The organism is Acidithiobacillus sp. M4-SHS-6 (genome assembly GCF_047421495.1).
Classification (GTDB): Bacteria; Pseudomonadota; Gammaproteobacteria; order Acidithiobacillales; family Acidithiobacillaceae; genus Acidithiobacillus.
On record NZ_CP175559.1, the window covers coordinates 54553 to 71542 of the forward strand.

Sequence of the window (16990 nt, forward strand, 5' to 3'; positions counted from 1 at the left end):
TCAGAGGTCCACACCTTCATGTTGCAATAGCCAGCGTTTGCGTTCCACGCCCCCGGCATAGCCGGTGAGTGTGCCGTTGGTACCGATGACCCGATGGCAAGGAACCACGATGCCGATGGGGTTCCGGCTGTTGGCGTGACCCACGGCGCGTACCGCCGATGGTCGGTTCATGCCCAGGGCCTGTTCCTTGTAGCTGCGGGTTTCTCCGGCAGGGATGCTGCGTAACCAGTCCCAGGCTGCCCGCTGAAAGGGCGTGCCGGCGGTCGTATCCACAGCAATGGCAGACAAAGCCTGCAAGTCTCCCGCCCAGTAAGCCTCCAGACTGTCGCGCATGGGCCTGGGGATGGCGCCATGTGTCAGTCTGATTGACTCGGTGCCGTATAATTGCCGGAGATCGGCAAGCAGGCTGCCCCGACCCTCCTCCCAGTCCAGCGCCCGCAACACGCCCTGTTGATCGGTCACCAGGAGCATTTCCCCCAATGGCGAGGGCCTCTGATCCATATACCAATGCCAGGGATGGGTCATGTTTGTGCTCCTGGTGAGTTGTGCTGCTCGACTAATTGAATGAGCTTAATCTATGATTAACCGACTCCTCACAGTATTCAAGTGACATTACAGCGCTGATCTGTTAATTTCAAATCGCCCAAAGACCTTTGAATATGCACAATTAACTAATTTTATGGTTTCAGTACCTAAAATTGCTCACGCTGCTCGTGATGCCAATGGAAATTGGCGTGAGCCACACGATCTGGCCGAGCACCTGCGCTGTGTTGGCCAGCTTGCCGCCGATTTCGCCAGGGGCTTTGGCGCGGATTGGGCATGCCTTGCCGGGCGTTGGCATGACCTCGGCAAATACCGGCTTCGATTCCAGCATTACATCCGTCAGGCGAGCGGTTTTGAAGCCGATGCCCACATCAAGGGTGAAACCGGCAAAGCGCCGCACTCCACTGCTGGAGCCATGCTGGCTGTGGATCACTTCGGCATAGCGGGTCGCGTGCTGGCCTACCTCATCGCCGGCCACCATGCGGGTTTGGCGGACTGGTTCGGTGGGCTAGAAGCTCGTCTCGATGACCCGAAAAGTCGTTCCGAACTGGATGAATCCCTCGCCGAAAAACCGCCTGCCGATCTGCTCGACGCGCACGATTTTCAACTGGGCCTGCACACTATCCCCGGAGGCAAGGACGGTTTCGCGCTGTGGGTGCGGATGCTGTTTTCAGCGCTGGTCGATGCGGATTTTCTCGATACTGAACACTACATGGATCCCGAGAAATTCACACGCCGCAACGCCTGGCCGACGCTCGCCGAACTGGCCCCGTGCTTTGATGCGCACATGGCTAATCTGGCTGCAAAAGCCGATCCGACTCCCGTCAACGCGCTGCGCGCCGATATCCTCGCTCAATGCCGTGCTGCTGCCGCACTCGAACCCGGACTGTTCTCCCTGACTGTGCCCACCGGGGGCGGCAAGACGCTCTCAAGCATGGCCTTCGCACTGGAGCATGCCAAGGCTCACGGCAAGCGCCGCATCATCCATGTTATCCCCTATACCAGCATTATCGAGCAGACCGCCGACATTTTTCGCAGCATTTTCGGCGAGGCGGTCATCGAACACCATAGCAATGTCGAATCCGCGCCGGATCAGGAAACTTCGGCTTCACGCTTGGCCTGCGAGAACTGGGACGCGCCCATTATTGTTACCACTAATGTGCAGTTTTTCGAGTCTCTCTTTGCCGCACGCACCTCACGTTGCCGCAAGATACACAACATCGTGGATGCCGTGGTCATCCTCGATGAAGCGCAGTTATTGCCACCTGAATACCTGCAACCCATCCTCGATGTGTTGAATCTGCTGACACGACACTATGGCGTCACGGTCGTGCTCTCCACTGCCACCCAGCCCGCACTGTCCACTCGCAGCTACTTCGATGCGAGGCAAAACCTGCGCGGTCTCGATAACGTGCGTGAGATCATCGCCGACCCCGACGCGCTGTATCAGCAGCTCGAACGCGTCAACGTGCGCCTGCCTGCCGACTGGCAACAGTCCATCGACTGGCCGCAACTCGCCGCCGAGATCGCTGAGAAAGATTCCGTGCTCGCCATCGTCAATACCCGTCGCGACGCCCGTTCACTATGGGAACACATGCCCGAAGGCACGCTGCACCTGTCCGCGCTGATGTGTGGTGCGCATCGCGCACACGTCATCGCCGACATCAAGGCACGCCTGAAGGTGGGACAAGCGACGCGGGTGATCAGTACACAATTGGTCGAAGCGGGCGTCGATGTGGATTTTTCCGTGATCTACCGGGCACTCGCTGGGCTTGATTCCATTGCCCAAGCGGCAGGGCGCTGCAACCGCGAAGGGCGGCTGGAGAACAAAGGCGAAGTCATTGTTTTCATAGCACCCAAACCTGCGCCGCCGGGATTGCTGCGTCAAGGCGAAAACGCCTGCCGCGAGGTATTGCGTGGAGTGACGGAAGCGCCGCTTGCCCGCAGCCGCTTTGCTGCGTATTTCGAGCGTCTATATTTTGGCTGTCAGCTCGATAAGCACCGAATTTGCGACGACTTGTTCATGGCCCATGGAAAGTTGGATAGGGAGCTGGCAGTGAGTTTTCGTACCGCTTCCGATAAATTCCGCCTGATCGACGACGAGGACAGTGCGCCCATCATCGTGCGCTACAATGACGAATCGGCCATGTTCCTCAATACCCTGCGCAAGCAGAGACCCGAACGCTGGCTGATGCGCAAGCTCCAGCGCTACACCGTCAACTTGCATCGAAATCAGGCCCTGTCGTTACTCAAGCAAGGTGACATCGAAGAAATCCTGCCAGGACTGTACATGCAGGTGAGCGACTGGCTTTACGACCCAGCCACCGGACTGAATCCGGACGGCACACCATCGCACGCGGGGAACACCATCGTATGAAGCCGGTTGCCGCCCGAACCATACAGGCATAACATGACAACTTAATATGGTTATGTGGAGCCTTCCATGAACATCAACGCCGCCGAGTTCAAGGCCAAATGCCTGAAGATGCTTGACGAAGTTGCCTACACAGATGAGCCGCTCACCATCACTAAGCGTGACAAGCCGTTTGCACGAGTCATGCCCATCGAAGAAGAGCAACCACGTCGGTTTTTGGTTACATGACAGGCACTGGAAAAATCGTCGGTGTGGCATCATCAATGTGCCGCATGACCCCTGGGCTGCATTCTCAACGCGTTCAAACCCGAAATACTGAAACTTCTGGATCGTTCCAATCATGGCAACCGACGGCATATTTCGTTTATTTCAGTGTGGAAAGTAGCGATGCTCAGCGCCAAGGGACGGCTGAATTTGGACATGCCCACACAATCCTGGATCGAACAATTGTTGTCACACCTGGCGATACGGCTGCTTGCCCTCAACGATCCAGCTATCGCTGTTGAATGTAATGAGCTTCCCAGCACTTTCCACGCTGATCCCGCAGACCGCCTTCTGGTCGCCACGGCTCGCGTCGGCGGCTACAAGCTGGTCACCCGCGACCAGAAAATCCTGGACTACGGCAAGGCGGGGCACGTCAAGGTGCTGGCGGCGTGATTTTGGAGGACGTATGACGAAGACCTACTGCCTTGAACTTTCGGGAGATTATGCCTGCTTTACCCGACCAGAAATGAAGGTCGAGCGCGTGAGCTACGATGTGATGACACCCTCCGCCGCGCGCGCCTGTTTCGAGACCATCCTGTGGAAGCCCGCCATCCGTTGGCATGTCCGCCGCATCGAAGTGCTGAAGCCTATCCGCTGGATCAACCTGCGGCGTAACGAGGTGGCCAGTGTGGTGTCCACCCGCAATGTCGAAACCGCCATGAAGAACGGCACGGGCGGTCTTGGGTTGTACATCGAGGACGATCGTCAACAGCGCGCAGGGCTCTTCCTCCGTGACGTCGCCTACCGCGTCCACGCCGATCTTGAGTTCCTGCGCGAGCGAGACCCCAGTGCGACGGCGATGAAATATCAGGAAATGTTCGAGCGCCGCGCAAGCCGCGGCCAGTGCGTCAACCAGCCTTATCTCGGTTGCCGCGAATTCGCCGCGCGTTTCCGGCTGGTCAATGCGCCCGAGGCCGAACTCGCCGCCATCAACGAGACGCGCGATTTGGGCTTCATGTTGCACGATCTGGATTTTTCCGCGTCTGCCGACCCGCAGCCGCGTTTTTTCCGCGCACAGCTTGAAAGCGGTGTCGTAGAGGTTCCCGCCTGGAACAGCGAAGAGGTGCGCGCATGATTCTGCAAGCGCTTGATGCCTATTACCGTCGCAAACAGGCCGACCCCGACCCGGCCAAGCGTTTGCCGGCGGACGGGCTGGAAGATAAGGAAATCCCGTTCGTTCTGGAACTCGACGCCAGCGGGGCGCTGCTGGACATCACCGATACCCGCAGCTATGAAGGCAAGAAAAAGATCGGCCAACGCTTTCTGGTTCCGCAAAGCGTGAAAAAAACATCGGGCGTCGCGGCCAATCTGTTCTGGGACAACGCCGAATACGTGCTCGGCGTGCCGGACAGCAAAAAGCTCGACGAGAGCCGCAAGAAAAACAAGGAAACCGACTACCGCCAGCGCTTGACCGAAATGCGCGCCGTATTTCGCAGCAAGATCGCCGCGCTGCCCACCCCGGCGCAGGACGATGCAGGCGTGCGAGCGGTGCTGGCTTTTCTAGACACGTTGGAACTATCGACGCTCGAACGCTTTCCGGCCTTTGCCGACATTCAGGCGAGCAACCCGGTGTTGAGTTTTCGTTTGAGCGGCGACTTCGGACTTGTCTGCCAGCGCACGGCAGTGGTCGGCGCAGCAACCGCCAGCAGCGATGCCGCGCCCGACGGCCTCTGTCTGGTTCGTAACGAGGCCGCCGCCATCGAGCGGCTGCATCCGGCGATCAAGGGCGTGTGGGGCGCACAGACTTCGGGCGCAAATATCGTGTCGTTCAATCTCGACGCTTTCAATTCCTACGGCAAATTGCAAGGAGCCAACGCGCCTCTGGGCAAGGCAGCGGTTTTTGCTTACACCACGGCGCTGAATCACCTGCTGGCGCGCGATTCGCGCCAGCGCATCCAGGTCGGCGATGCCTCGACCGTGTTCTGGGCGGAAGAAGACCATGCCCTCGAAAGCGCGATTCCCGATCTGTTTGGCGACCCGCCCAAGGACGACCCTGACCGAAGCGTCCGCGCTGTGGAAGCACTGTATTCTGCTGTCCACTCCGGTAAATTCACCGCTGGCGGGCCGGACACGCGTTTTCATGTGTTGGGCCTCGCCCCTAACGCCGCACGCATCGCCATCCGTTTCTGGGAAACCAACACCGCCACCGAACTGGCACAACGCATCAAGCAACATTTCGACGACATCGATATCGTTCACGCCGACTACGAGCCGCGTTATCTCTCGCTATTTCGGTTGCTGACTGCAGTTGCGCTACTGAACAAAGCAGACAACATCCCACCCAATCTCGGCGGCGAAGTTATGCGTGCCATTCTGGAAGGTCTGCCGTATCCGCGAACGCTGATGAACCTCGCGGTGACCCGCTGCCGCGCCGAACAACAGGTCAGCTACGCACGTGCCGCCATCCTCAAAGCCAGCCTCAATCGCTGGATTCGTTTTCGCCAAAGCCATGAGAAGGAGTTTCTGCCCATGCTTGATCTTGCCAACACCAACCCCGGCTACCGGTTAGGCCGACTGTTCGCAACCCTAGAGCGCATCCAGGAAGATGCGGCAGGCGGTCCCGGCCGACTCAACGCCTCCATCCGAGATCGTTACTACGGCGCCGCCTCCAGCACGCCGGCCGCCGTGTTCTCCACCCTGCTGCGCCTGTCCAAGCATCACTTGGGCAAGCTGTCCACCGGGCTGGCGATCAGCCGCGAGCGATTGATCGGCGAAATCATGGACGGCTTCGATGCTTCCAGCTTCCCGCCGCGCATCCTGCCACTGCCGGACCAAGCCCGCTTCGCCTTGGGCTATTACCAGCAGCGCCAAGCCTTTTTCACCAAATCCGAACCCAAGAATGTGGAGGAATCCCAATGAGCCTTGCCAACCGCTATGACTTCGTGCTGCTCTTCGACGTAAAAGATGGCAATCCAAACGGTGACCCGGACGCGGGTAACCTGCCGCGACTTGATGCGGAGACTGGCCACGGTCTGGTCACCGATGTGGCGCTTAAGCGCAAGGTGCGCAACTTCGTCGCGATGACGCAGGATCAGGATCCGCGCGACCCGCAGCCGGGCGAGATGCGCCGTGAAATCTACGTGCGCGAGAAAGCCATCCTCAACCTGCAGCACCAGCGTGCGTACAGCGCGCTGAAACTCGACGCACCCGCGCCCGAAGAACCCACGGAAGTCGCCTCTGACAAAAAAGCAACCAAGGACAAGAAGCGCAAGGGCAGCGGAGACGACGCCAATAAGGCGCGCGACTGGATGTGCCAGAACTTCTTCGACGTGCGTACTTTCGGCGCGGTGATGTCCACTGGCGTGAACTGCGGCCAAGTGCGCGGCCCGGTGCAGCTCACCTTCGCGCGCTCGGTTGATCCCATCATCGCACAGGAGCATTCGATCACCCGCATGGCTGTGGCCACGGAAGCCGAGGCTGAAAAACAGGATGGTGACAACCGCACCATGGGCCGCAAGCACACCGTGCCATACGGGCTTTACGTTGCTCACGGGTTCGTTTCCAGCTTTCTAGCCAAACAGACCGGCTTTGGCGAAGACGATCTGCAACTGCTGTGGCAGGCACTCGGGCAGATGTTTGAACACGACCGTTCGGCTGCGCGGGGCGAGATGGCTACGCGCGGGCTCTATGTGTTCAAGCACGACTCTGAGTTGGGCAACGCGCCCGCGCACTTCTTGTTTGATCGGCTCAGTATCCAGCGGAGCGAAAGGAGCGATGTGCCACGCAGTTTCGGCGATTACGACGTATGCTTTGACGGCCAAGCCATTGAGATGGGCAGTGCGCTAACTCTCGGTAATGGCGTCACCCTGCAGCGCCTGGCTTGAAGGGGCAGCATTAAACGAAACACAGAGGTTTCCCATGACCGAAATTCACTTCATCGTCGAACAAGCCCCCGAAGGGGGCTATGTTGCCCGCGCTATAGGCGCGGATATTTTTACCGAATCGGAGAACATTGAAGGCCTGCATGCCCAGGTGCGCGACGCCGTGCATTGCCATTTCGACCCGGAGCAGATGCCGCGCCTTATTCGCCTGCACATCACCCGCGAGGAAGTGCTGGTAGCATGAGGATACCGCGTGATCTTTCAGGCTCAGACCTTGTCAAGCGGTTGGAGCGACTGGGTTATCACGCTACGCGGCAAACCGGGAGCCACCTTCGCCTAACTAGCCGGGAACGAGGCGAGCATCATGTCACCATTCCCAACCATGACCCGCTGCGGATCGGGACCTTGGCGTCGATTCTGGACGCCGTGGCTGAGCATCAGGGCATGACGCGTGAAGCATTGCTGCAACTACTCCTGGCTTGACTCATGGCCGAACGTCAGGACGACCCGATTCCCCTCTCCGCCTTGCAACACTGGGCCTATTGCCCACGCCAATGCGCCTTGATCCACTTGGAACAAGTCTTTGAAGACAACATTCACACCGCGCGCGGTCAGGCTGTGCATCAACTGGTGGATGATCCGGGATATGAGATTCGCTCCGGGGTACGGGTCGAACGCGCCTTGCCGCTGTGGTCGGATCGTTTGGGTCTGATCGGCAAAGCCGATCTGGTGGAATTCCGTCCCGATGGCACCGTCTTCCCGGTGGAGTTCAAGCACGGCCGCAAACGTCAGAAAACGCATGACGACATCCAGCTCGCAGCCCAGGCCATGTGTCTGGAAGACATGCTGGGGCGTCTTGTCCCGCAGGGTGCCATTTACCATGCCAGCAGCCGCCGCCGACGCGAAGTCGCCATCACCCCAGCCCTGCGCGAACTCGTCGTGCAAACTGCCGATGCCATACGCGCCATGCTGGCTTCCGGCGCGCTTCCGCCGCCAGTCAACGATCAACGTTGCCGCGAATGCTCCCTCAAGGAAGCTTGTCAACCCGAAGCCATGGCGAATCTCTCGCGGCAACACGCCCTGCTGGCTGATTTGTACGGCCAAGAAGAGGAATGAGTCCGATGCACACCCTCCTCAACACCCTCTATATTACCACACCCCAGGCCTACGCCCATCTGGACAACAACACCGTGCGTATCGAGGTGGAGCGGGAAACCCGCCTGCGGGTACCTCTGCATCATCTGGATGGTCTGGTTTGCTTTGGCCATGTCCTGGTTTCTCCCGGCCTCATGCACCGCTTGGCTGACGAGGGGAAAAGCCTGGTTTTGCTCAATGAGCACGGGCGTTTCAAAGCCCGGCTGGAAGGCGGTACCAGTGGCAACGTTCTGTTGCGACAAGCCCAATTTCGACAGTCCGAACAGCCAGACTCGACCTTGACGATTGCTCGGACTATTGTGGCAGGTAAACTCAAAAACAGCCGTACCGTGCTCATGCGTGGCGCCCGCGAAACGCAGGATAACGACGAAACTACCACATTGACCCGCATAGCCGATAATTTTTCAGCCTCACTACGAGCCACCAAGGTCGCTGCTACGGTCGATGAACTGCGCGGCATCGAAGGGGAAGCCGCCCGGAATTATTTTGTTGGCCTCAATCTGATTGTCAAACCTGCCATGCGAGAAGCCTTCCAACTCGATGGCCGCACTCGTCGCCCACCGCTGGATCGTTTCAACGCCCTGATCTCTTTTCTTTACGCCCTAGTCATGAACGACTGTCGATCCGCTCTGGAAGCAGTCGGGCTCGATCCACAGATCGGCTTCCTCCATGTTGTCCGTCCTGGCCGTGCTGCGTTGGCGCTGGACCTTCAGGAAGAGTTTCGTGCCATTCTTGCGGACCGCTTGGCCCTCACTTTGATCAACCGTGGCCAGTTGAAAGTGGCTGATTTTGACGAACGTGAGGGTGGTGCGGTTATGCTCAATGATCAGGGTCGCCGTACTGTTTTGACAGCCTGGCAAGAGCGCAAGCAAGTAGAGATGGCCCATCCTCTGCTGGAACAGAAGCTACCATTGACCTTGTTGCCATTGATCCAGGCACGGATTATGGCTCGTGCTCTGCGTGGTGAGATGGACGGTTATCTACCATTTTTGGCAAGGTGATACAGATGCTCATCATTGTAACTTATGACGTATCCACCGAGACCGCCGCTGGGCGTCGTAGGCTGCGGCGCGTGGCAAAAGTTTGTGAAGGCGTGGGGCAGCGGGTGCAAAAATCCGTATTTGAGTGCAAGGTCAATGCCATGCAGTATGAAGATCTGGAACGACGGCTCTTGGCAGAAATCGATGAAGAGCAGGACAATCTACGTTTCTATCGGCTTACCGAGCCCTCCGACTTGAAAATCAAACAATATGGCAACTTCCGCTCCATTGATTTCAATGGCCCTCTGGTGATCTGATGATCAAGTTCGCGAACCCCAAGTATCCCGCGTTTTCCCGGAGGGTTCGCGCTCAACGCAGCTCTTTGAAAATTAAAGATTTATACTTCAAAGCCTTCGGCGGACTGGCGTCCGGACTTGCTCAAGCAGTGAGTTTCGCGTCAAAATGCCAAATTCCACTTCTGGAACCATGGGTTGCGCGAGTGGAGTATCGCCCGGCTTAATTGCCGGGCGCGGATTGAAACATGAAGATCAAAGCACTCAGTATCGGCGCCTTGTGGTATCGCCCGGCTTAATTGCCGGGCGCGGATTGAAACAATGCCAAGCGCGAGCAGGACGCCGAAGCCCTGGGGGTATCGCCCGGCTTAATTGCCGGGCGCGGATTGAAACTGGAGACTCAGATGGGCAACATCAACCAGTCGCTGTATCGCCCGGCTTAATTGCCGGGCGCGGATTGAAACAAGCGTGGCTGCGCGAGATCACCGACGGGCAGCAGGTATCGCCCGGCTTAATTGCCGGGCGCGGATTGAAACAAGCTAGGGGCTTTCGATTTTAAGATTCACCTCTGTATCGCCCGGCTTAATTGCCGGGCGCGGATTGAAACATCAGGAATGACAATGCCGTTTTGATCGCTTTACGTATCGCCCGGCTTAATTGCCGGGCGCGGATTGAAACTACACGCTGATCGGCAACGCACCCGCATTTGGTTCGTATCGCCCGGCTTAATTGCCGGGCGCGGATTGAAACTTTGAAGCCCTCTGGTGGTCAGGTTATTGCCTTGGTATCGCCCGGCTTAATTGCCGGGCGCGGATTGAAACATCTTGCGTTCGCCCTGTGATTCGACCAGGACAAGTATCGCCCGGCTTAATTGCCGGGCGCGGATTGAAACAAAGTTCGCGTCATGAACAACGATCAGTCCAGCACGTATCGCCCGGCTTAATTGCCGGGCGCGGATTGAAACCTGCATCGTCAAAACCCATGCCAAAAATCCCCATGTATCGCCCGGCTTAATTGCCGGGCGCGGATTGAAACAACATCAACGTCACCGAATTCGCGGGCGCGTAAGGGTATCGCCCGGCTTAATTGCCGGGCGCGGATTGAAACCTTTTCCAGCGCCATCAATAACGCAGCGACGCAAGTATCGCCCGGCTTAATTGCCGGGCGCGGATTGAAACTTTTCGGGCATGCCCATGCCATCCATGAGCGATTGTATCGCCCGGCTTAATTGCCGGGCGCGGATTGAAACATGAACTTGTTGATCCAGTGCAGGATCGTTTGGCGTATCGCCCGGCTTAATTGCCGGGCGCGGATTGAAACTCCCAAAACCGGAGTAGGTGCGGGCACTACCGTACGTATCGCCCGGCTTAATTGCCGGGCGCGGATTGAAACGAGCAGTTGTCGAACAGTCGTGCCCGCGCCTACTGTATCGCCCGGCTTAATTGCCGGGCGCGGATTGAAACTTTACAATCAGGTAATGGGAGCACGAAAAAATGAGTATCGCCCGGCTTAATTGCCGGGCGCGGATTGAAACAACGTATGTCTTATCGTGAGGATAGGGCTTCGCAGTATCGCCCGGCTTAATTGCCGGGCGCGGATTGAAACCCAAAACAGGTACAAAATAAATACGGCTGTAATCCGTATCGCCCGGCTTAATTGCCGGGCGCGGATTGAAACCGAAGCACTACTAGGATAGTCAAAAGGACCACTCGGTATCGCCCGGCTTAATTGCCGGGCGCGGATTGAAACCAGTTTCCAAATTTTTGATAGTTTTCCGCATCCAGTATCGCCCGGCTTAATTGCCGGGCGCGGATTGAAACATGGAGGTAGGCGTGCTGACCCAGAAGGCCGTTGCGTATCGCCCGGCTTAATTGCCGGGCGCGGATTGAAACCTTCGTCAGGTGTTCCACTTTCGCCACCAATTCGCGTATCGCCCGGCTTAATTGCCGGGCGCGGATTGAAACCTCCAATTCCTCTTCCCACTGAATTTCGACATAAGTATCGCCCGGCTTAATTGCCGGGCGCGGATTGAAACTTGTCGTTTTTAAACTGCCCGTATTCCTCGCCAAGTATCGCCCGGCTTAATTGCCGGGCGCGGATTGAAACTCAATCTTCCTCTATCAAGTCTTTTGCCCTTTCTGTATCGCCCGGATTAATTGCCGGGCGCGGATTGAAACCCTTCAACCAGGGGATGACTACAAATTCCAATCCGTATCGCCCGGCTTAATTGCCGGGCGCGGATTGAAACTTTTCGTACCCATAATATATCACGCTCATCCAATGGGTATCGCCCGGCTTAATTGCCGGGCGCGGATTGAAACTGGAAAACCGGGACACTCATGACAAGATGTCACAGCGTATCGCCCGGCTTAATTGCCGGGCGCGGATTGAAACACCTACGTCGAAGCCATATCCACCCCCGATGAGAAGTATCGCCCGGCTTAATTGCCGGGCGCGGATTGAAACATTTTTTTGAAACGGCTACGAACGATGCGTATTCTGGCCCATCGTGGGCAGTCATTCTGAATGATCGTGGGCGGTGATTCTGGGCGATGGTGGGCAGTGATTCTGGCGGATCGTGGGCAGTTTGCGCGATTTTCCAGAATCGATGCCCACGATGCCAGAATGGCCTGCGGAAATTCCTCTGTGGAGTAAAAAACATTTTGGTCATTCATTGGCTTGAGCGGCATTCTGGGTCCTTTTTAGAGGAGATCCAGCATGCCCACACCGAGGATGACCATGAAAGCGATTATCGAGATCCTGCGATTACACGCCGCCGGTTGTAGCCAGCGGCAAATAGCCCGCGCCTGCGGATTGTCCAAGGGGGCCGTGGGCAAGTATCTGCAACGGGCGACGGAAGCCCAGATAGGGTGGCCTCTGTCGGAGGGGCTGACGGTCGTGGAGGTAGAACAGCGGCTGAACCCGCGCCGCCAGCCGCTCCCGGCGTCCCGGCCGGTCCTGCCCGACCTCGCGCAGATCCATACGGAATTACGGCGCAAGGGCGTGACCCTGCAACTGCTCTGGGAGGAGTATGTGGCCGCCCACCCGGGCGAGCGCACCTACCAGTACTCCCAGTTCTGTGTCCATTACCGCAGCTGGAAAGCCCGCCTCAAAACCAGCATGCGTCAGCAGCATGTGGCGGGCGAAAAACTCTTCATTGATTATGCGGGGCCTATGGTAGCGGTCGTGGACCCGGGCACCGGCGAGATCCGGCAGGCCCAGATCTTTGTGGCGGTGCTGGGGGCTTCCAGCTATACCTATTGCGAGGCCACCTGGAGCCAGAGTCTGCCGGACTTCCTGGGGTCCCATGTCCGGGCGTTCCGGTACTTCGGCGGAGTGCCGACTCTCCTGGTCCCCGACAATCTCAAGGCGGCGGTCACCAAGGCCTCCCGCTATGAACCCGAGATCAACCGCAGCTATCGGGATCTGGCCGGGCATTACGGGACCGTAGTGCTGCCGACACGCCCCTATAAACCCAAAGACAAGGCGAAGGTCGAGGTCGGCGTGCAAGTGGTGGAGCGCTGGATTCTGGCGCGGTTGCGCCACCACCAGTTCTTCTCGCTGATGGATCTCAACAGGGAGATCCGCCGCCTGCTGGAGGACCTCAATCAGCGCCCCTTCAAGCAGCTACCCGGCAGCCGCCACAGCGCCTTCATATCCCTGGAACAACCGGCCCTGCAGCCCTTGCCCGCACAGGACTATGTGTTTGCGGTCTGGAAAAGCGCCAAGGTCAGCATTGACTCCCATGTGGCCTATCAGGGGCATTTTTACTCGGTGCCCTATCGCCTGGTCAGTGCCCGGGTCGATCTGCGGGTCAGTGCCCGGACGGTGGAAATCTTCCACCAGCAACAGCGGGTGGCCAGCCATCCCCGCCAGACCCTGCAGGGGCGTTACAGCACCGTCCCGGAACACCTGCTCAAGGCCTACCAGCAACACCGGGAGTGGTCCCCGGGACGGCTCCTGAATTGGGCACTGTCCATTGGCCCTGCCACCCGGGACGTGGTGCGCTGGCAACTGGCGCGGCGCGCCCATCCCGAACAAGGCTACCGATCCTGTCTGGGCCTGCTCAGCTACTCCCGGCGCTATGGCAAGGAGCGTCTCGATGCCGCCTGTGCCCGGGCGCTGAAGATCGGTTCACCGACGACCCAGAGCATCCAGTCCATCCTGAAGCAGGGGATGGATCAGGTCCAGGAACCCGCGTCCCCAAGCACCCCCTTACCGACCCACGACAATATCCGTGGTCCCCATTACTACCAGTGATAGACAAGGAGTCTCCCATGTTATACCAACCCACCCTGCAGGCCTTGCGGCAACTGAACCTCAGCGCCATGGCCGAAGCCCTGGAAGAACAATCCCGGCTGCCCCAGGCCCAGGATCTCCCCTTCGAGGAGCGCCTGGGTCTGCTCCTGGATCGAGAACTGTGTGCCCGGGATCAGCGCCGCCTGACGCGCCTGCTGAAACTCGCCCATCTCAAGCACAACGCCTGTGTGGAGGACATCGACTACCGGGCCTCCCGAGGTCTGGAACGCGCCCGGATGCGCTCTTTGGTCCAGAACACCTGGATCCGTCAGGGCCAGAACCTCCTGATCACCGGCGCCACCGGTACCGGCAAGACCTGGCTGGCCTGCGCCCTGGGACAGCAAGCCTGCCGGCAGGGGTTGAGTGTCCGCTATCTCCGTCTCCCCCGGCTGTTTGAAGAGCTCCAGATCCGGCACGGGGACGGCAGCTTTGGCCGTTACCTGAACACCCTGGCCAAGATGGACCTGCTGATCCTGGATGACTGGGGTCTGGCCCCCATGCGCGGAGAGGACGTGCGTGATCTGCTGGAAATCATCGATGACCGGGTGAACCAGAAAGCGACCCTGATTACCAGCCAGTTACCGGTCAATCATTGGCATGACTATCTGGGCGAGCCCACCGTGGCCGATGCCGTCCTGGATCGCCTGCTGCACAGCGCCCACCGCCTGGAGCTGAAAGGCGAATCCTTACGCCGTCATCGGGACCCCGACACCACCCCCAAAGTTGACCCATCGTGACCGCCTGTGCTTAAAATCACAACGACCAAAATGTTCACTCTCCAGGGGTGCCCACGATCGCCAGAATTGGTGCCCATGATCAATAGAATACGCAAACGAGGAGTATCCGTGTATCGCCCGGCTTAATTGCCGGGCGCGGATTGAAACTGGATAGGGTTCAAAGTCCGGCACCGTATCCAGCGTATCGCCCGGCTTAATTGCCGGGCGCGGATTGAAACTGCGTGAACCAGTCCAGATAGCCTTGCGCCAGCGCGTATCGCCCGGCTTAATTGCCGGGCGCGGATTGAAACAGGATTATTTTACCGCCAGATGGCACGAATTGGCGTATCGCCCGGCTTAATTGCCGGGCGCGGATTGAAACCTCTATTCCCCCCGCATGAAGATGACCCGCCATCTAGTATCGCCCGGCTTAATTGCCGGGCGCGGATTGAAACGGTAGGTTGAGGGACCAAAAGCAGAGAGCTGCTAGTATCGCCCGGCTTAATTGCCGGGCGCGGATTGAAACAAGAGTGAAATTCGTGGTTATAGAACACTGATCTATTGTATCGCCCGGCTTAATTGCCGGGCGCGGATTGAAACTACCAGCCGGGTGTAGATGGCCGCCAGCGCCTGCGTATCGCCCGGCTTAATTGCCGGGCGCGGATTGAAACGATCACGCCGCAGTACAGCGTAGCGATGCCGTAAGTATCGCCCGGCTTAATTGCCGGGCGCGGATTGAAACATGAAGTTACCGCGAATCCCTCCGGGTAAACGGGCGTATCGCCCGGCTTAATTGCCGGGCGCGGATTGAAACACCCTCAAGTCACAGCCAATCATGATGCCCGTGTTGTATCGCCCGGCTTAATTGCCGGGCGCGGATTGAAACCGGCAAGTCGGTATTTTTCGCCACCCAAGTGATAGGTATCGCCCGGCTTAATTGCCGGGCGCGGATTGAAACATCCATATTACTTTCGGTGGAAGGCACATATGAACGTATCGCCCGGCTTAATTGCCGGGCGCGGATTGAAACTGGACGCTGAATGACGAAGACGCAGGGCGTTCACGTATCGCCCGGCTTAATTGCCGGGCGCGGATTGAAACTAGCTGCGCCACGGATGCGGTTAAGGTGTCGCAAGGTATCGCCCGGCTTAATTGCCGGGCGCGGATTGAAACGGCAACAAACAGGGGCTTACTATGTCGACTATCCGATTTACTAGAGATGTGGATTAAAAACTCAGCCTGATCTGTATATATGTCGCTAATGCCGCAAACGCTCCAGCAAGTCCACGGCGAGGGCGGCTCCGGCCAGGTCGATTTCCAGATCGCGGGCGAGGCGGCGACTCAGTCTGGCCCGATAGAGATCGAGACTGCGAAAGCGCCAGTGTTGGGGGCCACTGCCTTCGGGATGAATCACCCCATAGCGCACCAGTTGCACGGCTTCCCCTTCGTTGCAATGCAGGAGGCTGCAAAAACGCGGTAGATCAAAACAAAAGTCCCCGTCTTCCAGCAGCTCCGCTTCGATGACGTGAATGGGTGTTGAGACCATCGTGCACTCTCCTTACTCTAACGGCGGGGATGAAATTTGGACATTTCTCCTAGCTGTGTCCACAGGGCCTTTTCGTCATCCCCGATTTTTTTCGGGACGACAATCTGAATGATAGCGTAAAGATCCCCGGCCGGTTTGTTGCCGACCCCCGGTAGGCCTTTCTGGGCGAGGCGCAGTTTCTGGCCACTGCTGCTCCCCGCCGGAATTTTCATGCGCACGCTGCCCTCCAGGGTGGGGACCTCGACGCTGGCGCCCAGCACGGCTTCCCAGGGCGTGATATGTAAGTCGTGATACAGATCAGCCCCTTCTACCCGAAATTTGGGGTGCGGCTGAAAATGGACCTGCAGGTAAAGATCGCCATTGGGTCCTCCGCCCATGCCCGGCGCTCCCTGTCCGGCCATGCGCAGGCGCTGGCCTTCGCGGATGCCCTTGGGGATTTTGACCGTCAGGCGCCGGGTTTCCCGGCGCATCAGACCATTGGGTCCGATGCTGGGCATTTCCAGGTTGATTTCGCGCTGGGCACCTTGTGCGGCGTCTTCCAGGCTGATCTGGATGCTGGCTTCACTGTCTTCTCCCTGACTGCGAAAACCTCCCCCGCTGCTATGGAAGCCCCCTGCTCCGCCATGCTGTTGGCGAAACAGGGATTCAAAAAAGTCACTGAAGCCGCCGCCACCAAAATCGGCCCCGCTGAATCCGCCCGCACTAAAGCCTCCGGCCTGACCACCCCAGCCGGGCGGCGGACGAAAATCCTGTCCGGCGCGCCAATTGCTGCCCAACTGGTCATAGGCCGCGCGCTTTTCCGGGTCTTTCAATACCTCATAGGCTTCCTGCAGATCCTTGAAGCGATCTTCGGCGTTGGCTTCCTTGCTGACATCCGGGTGATATTTGCGGGCCATTTTGCGATAGGCGGCCTTGATGGCGTCGGCATCGGCCCCGCGTTCCACCCCAAGAATTTTGTAGTAGTCTTTGTATTCCAATGGTTCCCCCTTATCATGGGTT

16 protein-coding genes and 2 CRISPR repeat arrays are annotated in these 16990 nt (G+C 58.3%); of the genes, 13 read left to right on the top strand and 3 right to left on the bottom strand.

Going from position 1 to position 16990, the window contains the following annotated elements; all coding sequences use genetic code 11:
• Nucleotides 1-525, bottom strand: a complete 525-nt coding sequence (locus ACJU26_RS00265) for a methylated-DNA--[protein]-cysteine S-methyltransferase (protein WP_414040576.1) — start codon at nucleotides 523-525, stop codon at nucleotides 1-3.
• 154 nt (nucleotides 526-679) lie between these two features.
• Between ACJU26_RS00265 and cas3 the strand changes: the two genes are divergently transcribed.
• The 13 genes from cas3 (at nucleotide 680) to istB (ending at nucleotide 14466) form a co-directional block, all read left to right on the top strand.
• A complete protein-coding gene (gene cas3, locus ACJU26_RS00270) occupies nucleotides 680-2920 on the top strand; it encodes a CRISPR-associated helicase Cas3' (RefSeq protein ID WP_414040577.1) in 2241 nt (746 codons plus the stop codon).
• Between the two features lie 66 nt (nucleotides 2921-2986).
• Nucleotides 2987-3145, top strand: a complete 159-nt coding sequence (locus ACJU26_RS00275) for a type II toxin-antitoxin system Phd/YefM family antitoxin (RefSeq protein WP_414040578.1) — start codon at nucleotides 2987-2989, stop codon at nucleotides 3143-3145.
• A 96-nt stretch (nucleotides 3146-3241) separates the two neighbouring features.
• Complete coding sequence (locus ACJU26_RS00280; protein ID WP_414041999.1) at nucleotides 3242-3574, top strand: type II toxin-antitoxin system VapC family toxin; 333 nt, start codon at nucleotides 3242-3244, stop codon at nucleotides 3572-3574.
• Nucleotides 3575-3587: 13 nt separating this feature from the next.
• Complete coding sequence (cas5c, locus tag ACJU26_RS00285) at nucleotides 3588-4256, top strand: type I-C CRISPR-associated protein Cas5c (protein ID WP_414040579.1); 669 nt, start codon at nucleotides 3588-3590, stop codon at nucleotides 4254-4256.
• Nucleotides 4253-6040 (top strand): type I-C CRISPR-associated protein Cas8c/Csd1, encoded by a 1788-nt coding sequence (cas8c, locus tag ACJU26_RS00290; RefSeq protein WP_414040580.1) that lies wholly within the window; start codon nucleotides 4253-4255, stop codon nucleotides 6038-6040. The genes cas5c and cas8c overlap by 4 nt, the downstream gene beginning before the upstream one ends.
• Nucleotides 6037-7005 carry a type I-C CRISPR-associated protein Cas7/Csd2 gene (gene cas7c / locus ACJU26_RS00295; RefSeq protein ID WP_414040581.1) on the top strand — a complete coding sequence of 323 codons (969 nt, stop codon included), beginning with the start codon at nucleotides 6037-6039 and terminating at the stop codon, nucleotides 7003-7005. The genes cas8c and cas7c overlap by 4 nt, the downstream gene beginning before the upstream one ends.
• 34 nt (nucleotides 7006-7039) lie before the next feature.
• On the top strand, nucleotides 7040-7246 hold the full coding sequence (locus ACJU26_RS00300) for a 2-oxoisovalerate dehydrogenase E1 subunit beta (protein WP_414040582.1): 207 nt from the start codon (nucleotides 7040-7042) through the stop codon (nucleotides 7244-7246).
• Nucleotides 7243-7485 (top strand): type II toxin-antitoxin system HicA family toxin, encoded by a 243-nt coding sequence (locus ACJU26_RS00305; protein ID WP_414040583.1) that lies wholly within the window; start codon nucleotides 7243-7245, stop codon nucleotides 7483-7485. Before ACJU26_RS00300 ends, ACJU26_RS00305 begins: the two co-directional genes overlap by 4 nt.
• Nucleotides 7486-7488: 3 nt before the next feature.
• Nucleotides 7489-8118, top strand: a complete 630-nt coding sequence (gene cas4 / locus ACJU26_RS00310; protein ID WP_414040584.1) for a CRISPR-associated protein Cas4 — start codon at nucleotides 7489-7491, stop codon at nucleotides 8116-8118.
• Complete coding sequence (cas1c, locus tag ACJU26_RS00315) at nucleotides 8115-9158, top strand: type I-C CRISPR-associated endonuclease Cas1c (RefSeq protein ID WP_414040585.1); 1044 nt, start codon at nucleotides 8115-8117, stop codon at nucleotides 9156-9158. Before cas4 ends, cas1c begins: the two co-directional genes overlap by 4 nt.
• A 5-nt stretch (nucleotides 9159-9163) precedes the next feature.
• On the top strand, nucleotides 9164-9454 hold the full coding sequence (cas2, locus tag ACJU26_RS00320) for a CRISPR-associated endonuclease Cas2 (protein ID WP_414040586.1): 291 nt from the start codon (nucleotides 9164-9166) through the stop codon (nucleotides 9452-9454).
• Nucleotides 9455-9641: 187 nt separating this feature from the next.
• A CRISPR array of direct repeats spans nucleotides 9642-11896; the repeat unit is 37 nt; unit sequence GTATCGCCCGGCTTAATTGCCGGGCGCGGATTGAAAC.
• A 273-nt stretch (nucleotides 11897-12169) separates the two neighbouring features.
• Nucleotides 12170-13690 carry an IS21 family transposase gene (istA, locus tag ACJU26_RS00325; RefSeq protein WP_414041901.1) on the top strand — a complete coding sequence of 507 codons (1521 nt, stop codon included), beginning with the start codon at nucleotides 12170-12172 and terminating at the stop codon, nucleotides 13688-13690.
• Between the two features lie 17 nt (nucleotides 13691-13707).
• Nucleotides 13708-14466 (top strand): IS21-like element helper ATPase IstB, encoded by a 759-nt coding sequence (gene istB, locus ACJU26_RS00330; RefSeq protein WP_414040162.1) that lies wholly within the window; start codon nucleotides 13708-13710, stop codon nucleotides 14464-14466.
• A gap of 110 nt (nucleotides 14467-14576) precedes the next feature.
• Nucleotides 14577-15618: direct repeats of the CRISPR family, unit length 37 nt; unit sequence GTATCGCCCGGCTTAATTGCCGGGCGCGGATTGAAAC.
• Between the two features lie 85 nt (nucleotides 15619-15703).
• On the opposite strand, the gene ACJU26_RS00335 is transcribed toward istB, so the two are convergent.
• Both ACJU26_RS00335 and ACJU26_RS00340 read right to left on the bottom strand, forming a co-directional pair.
• Nucleotides 15704-15991, bottom strand: a complete 288-nt coding sequence (locus ACJU26_RS00335) for a chaperone modulator CbpM (protein WP_414040587.1) — start codon at nucleotides 15989-15991, stop codon at nucleotides 15704-15706.
• A 17-nt stretch (nucleotides 15992-16008) separates the two neighbouring features.
• Complete coding sequence (locus ACJU26_RS00340; RefSeq protein ID WP_414040588.1) at nucleotides 16009-16968, bottom strand: DnaJ C-terminal domain-containing protein; 960 nt, start codon at nucleotides 16966-16968, stop codon at nucleotides 16009-16011.
• Between the last annotated feature and the right edge of the window lie 22 nt (nucleotides 16969-16990).

Excerpts from the sequence above, each read along its gene's own strand:
- ACJU26_RS00265 (WP_414040576.1), bottom strand. The coding sequence starts at position 525 with ATGACCCATCCCTGGCATTGGTATATGGATCAGAGGCCCTCGCCATTG.
- cas3 (WP_414040577.1), top strand. The coding sequence starts at position 680 with ATGGTTTCAGTACCTAAAATTGCTCACGCTGCTCGTGATGCCAATGGA.
- ACJU26_RS00275 (WP_414040578.1), top strand. The coding sequence starts at position 2,987 with ATGAACATCAACGCCGCCGAGTTCAAGGCCAAATGCCTGAAGATGCTT.
- cas5c (WP_414040579.1), top strand. The coding sequence starts at position 3,588 with ATGACGAAGACCTACTGCCTTGAACTTTCGGGAGATTATGCCTGCTTT.
- cas8c (WP_414040580.1), top strand. The coding sequence starts at position 4,253 with ATGATTCTGCAAGCGCTTGATGCCTATTACCGTCGCAAACAGGCCGAC.
- cas7c (WP_414040581.1), top strand. The coding sequence starts at position 6,037 with ATGAGCCTTGCCAACCGCTATGACTTCGTGCTGCTCTTCGACGTAAAA.
- ACJU26_RS00300 (WP_414040582.1), top strand. The coding sequence starts at position 7,040 with ATGACCGAAATTCACTTCATCGTCGAACAAGCCCCCGAAGGGGGCTAT.
- ACJU26_RS00305 (WP_414040583.1), top strand. The coding sequence starts at position 7,243 with ATGAGGATACCGCGTGATCTTTCAGGCTCAGACCTTGTCAAGCGGTTG.
- cas4 (WP_414040584.1), top strand. The coding sequence starts at position 7,489 with ATGGCCGAACGTCAGGACGACCCGATTCCCCTCTCCGCCTTGCAACAC.
- cas1c (WP_414040585.1), top strand. The coding sequence starts at position 8,115 with ATGAGTCCGATGCACACCCTCCTCAACACCCTCTATATTACCACACCC.
- cas2 (WP_414040586.1), top strand. The coding sequence starts at position 9,164 with ATGCTCATCATTGTAACTTATGACGTATCCACCGAGACCGCCGCTGGG.
- istA (WP_414041901.1), top strand. The coding sequence starts at position 12,170 with ATGAAAGCGATTATCGAGATCCTGCGATTACACGCCGCCGGTTGTAGC.
- istB (WP_414040162.1), top strand. The coding sequence starts at position 13,708 with ATGTTATACCAACCCACCCTGCAGGCCTTGCGGCAACTGAACCTCAGC.
- ACJU26_RS00335 (WP_414040587.1), bottom strand. The coding sequence starts at position 15,991 with ATGGTCTCAACACCCATTCACGTCATCGAAGCGGAGCTGCTGGAAGAC.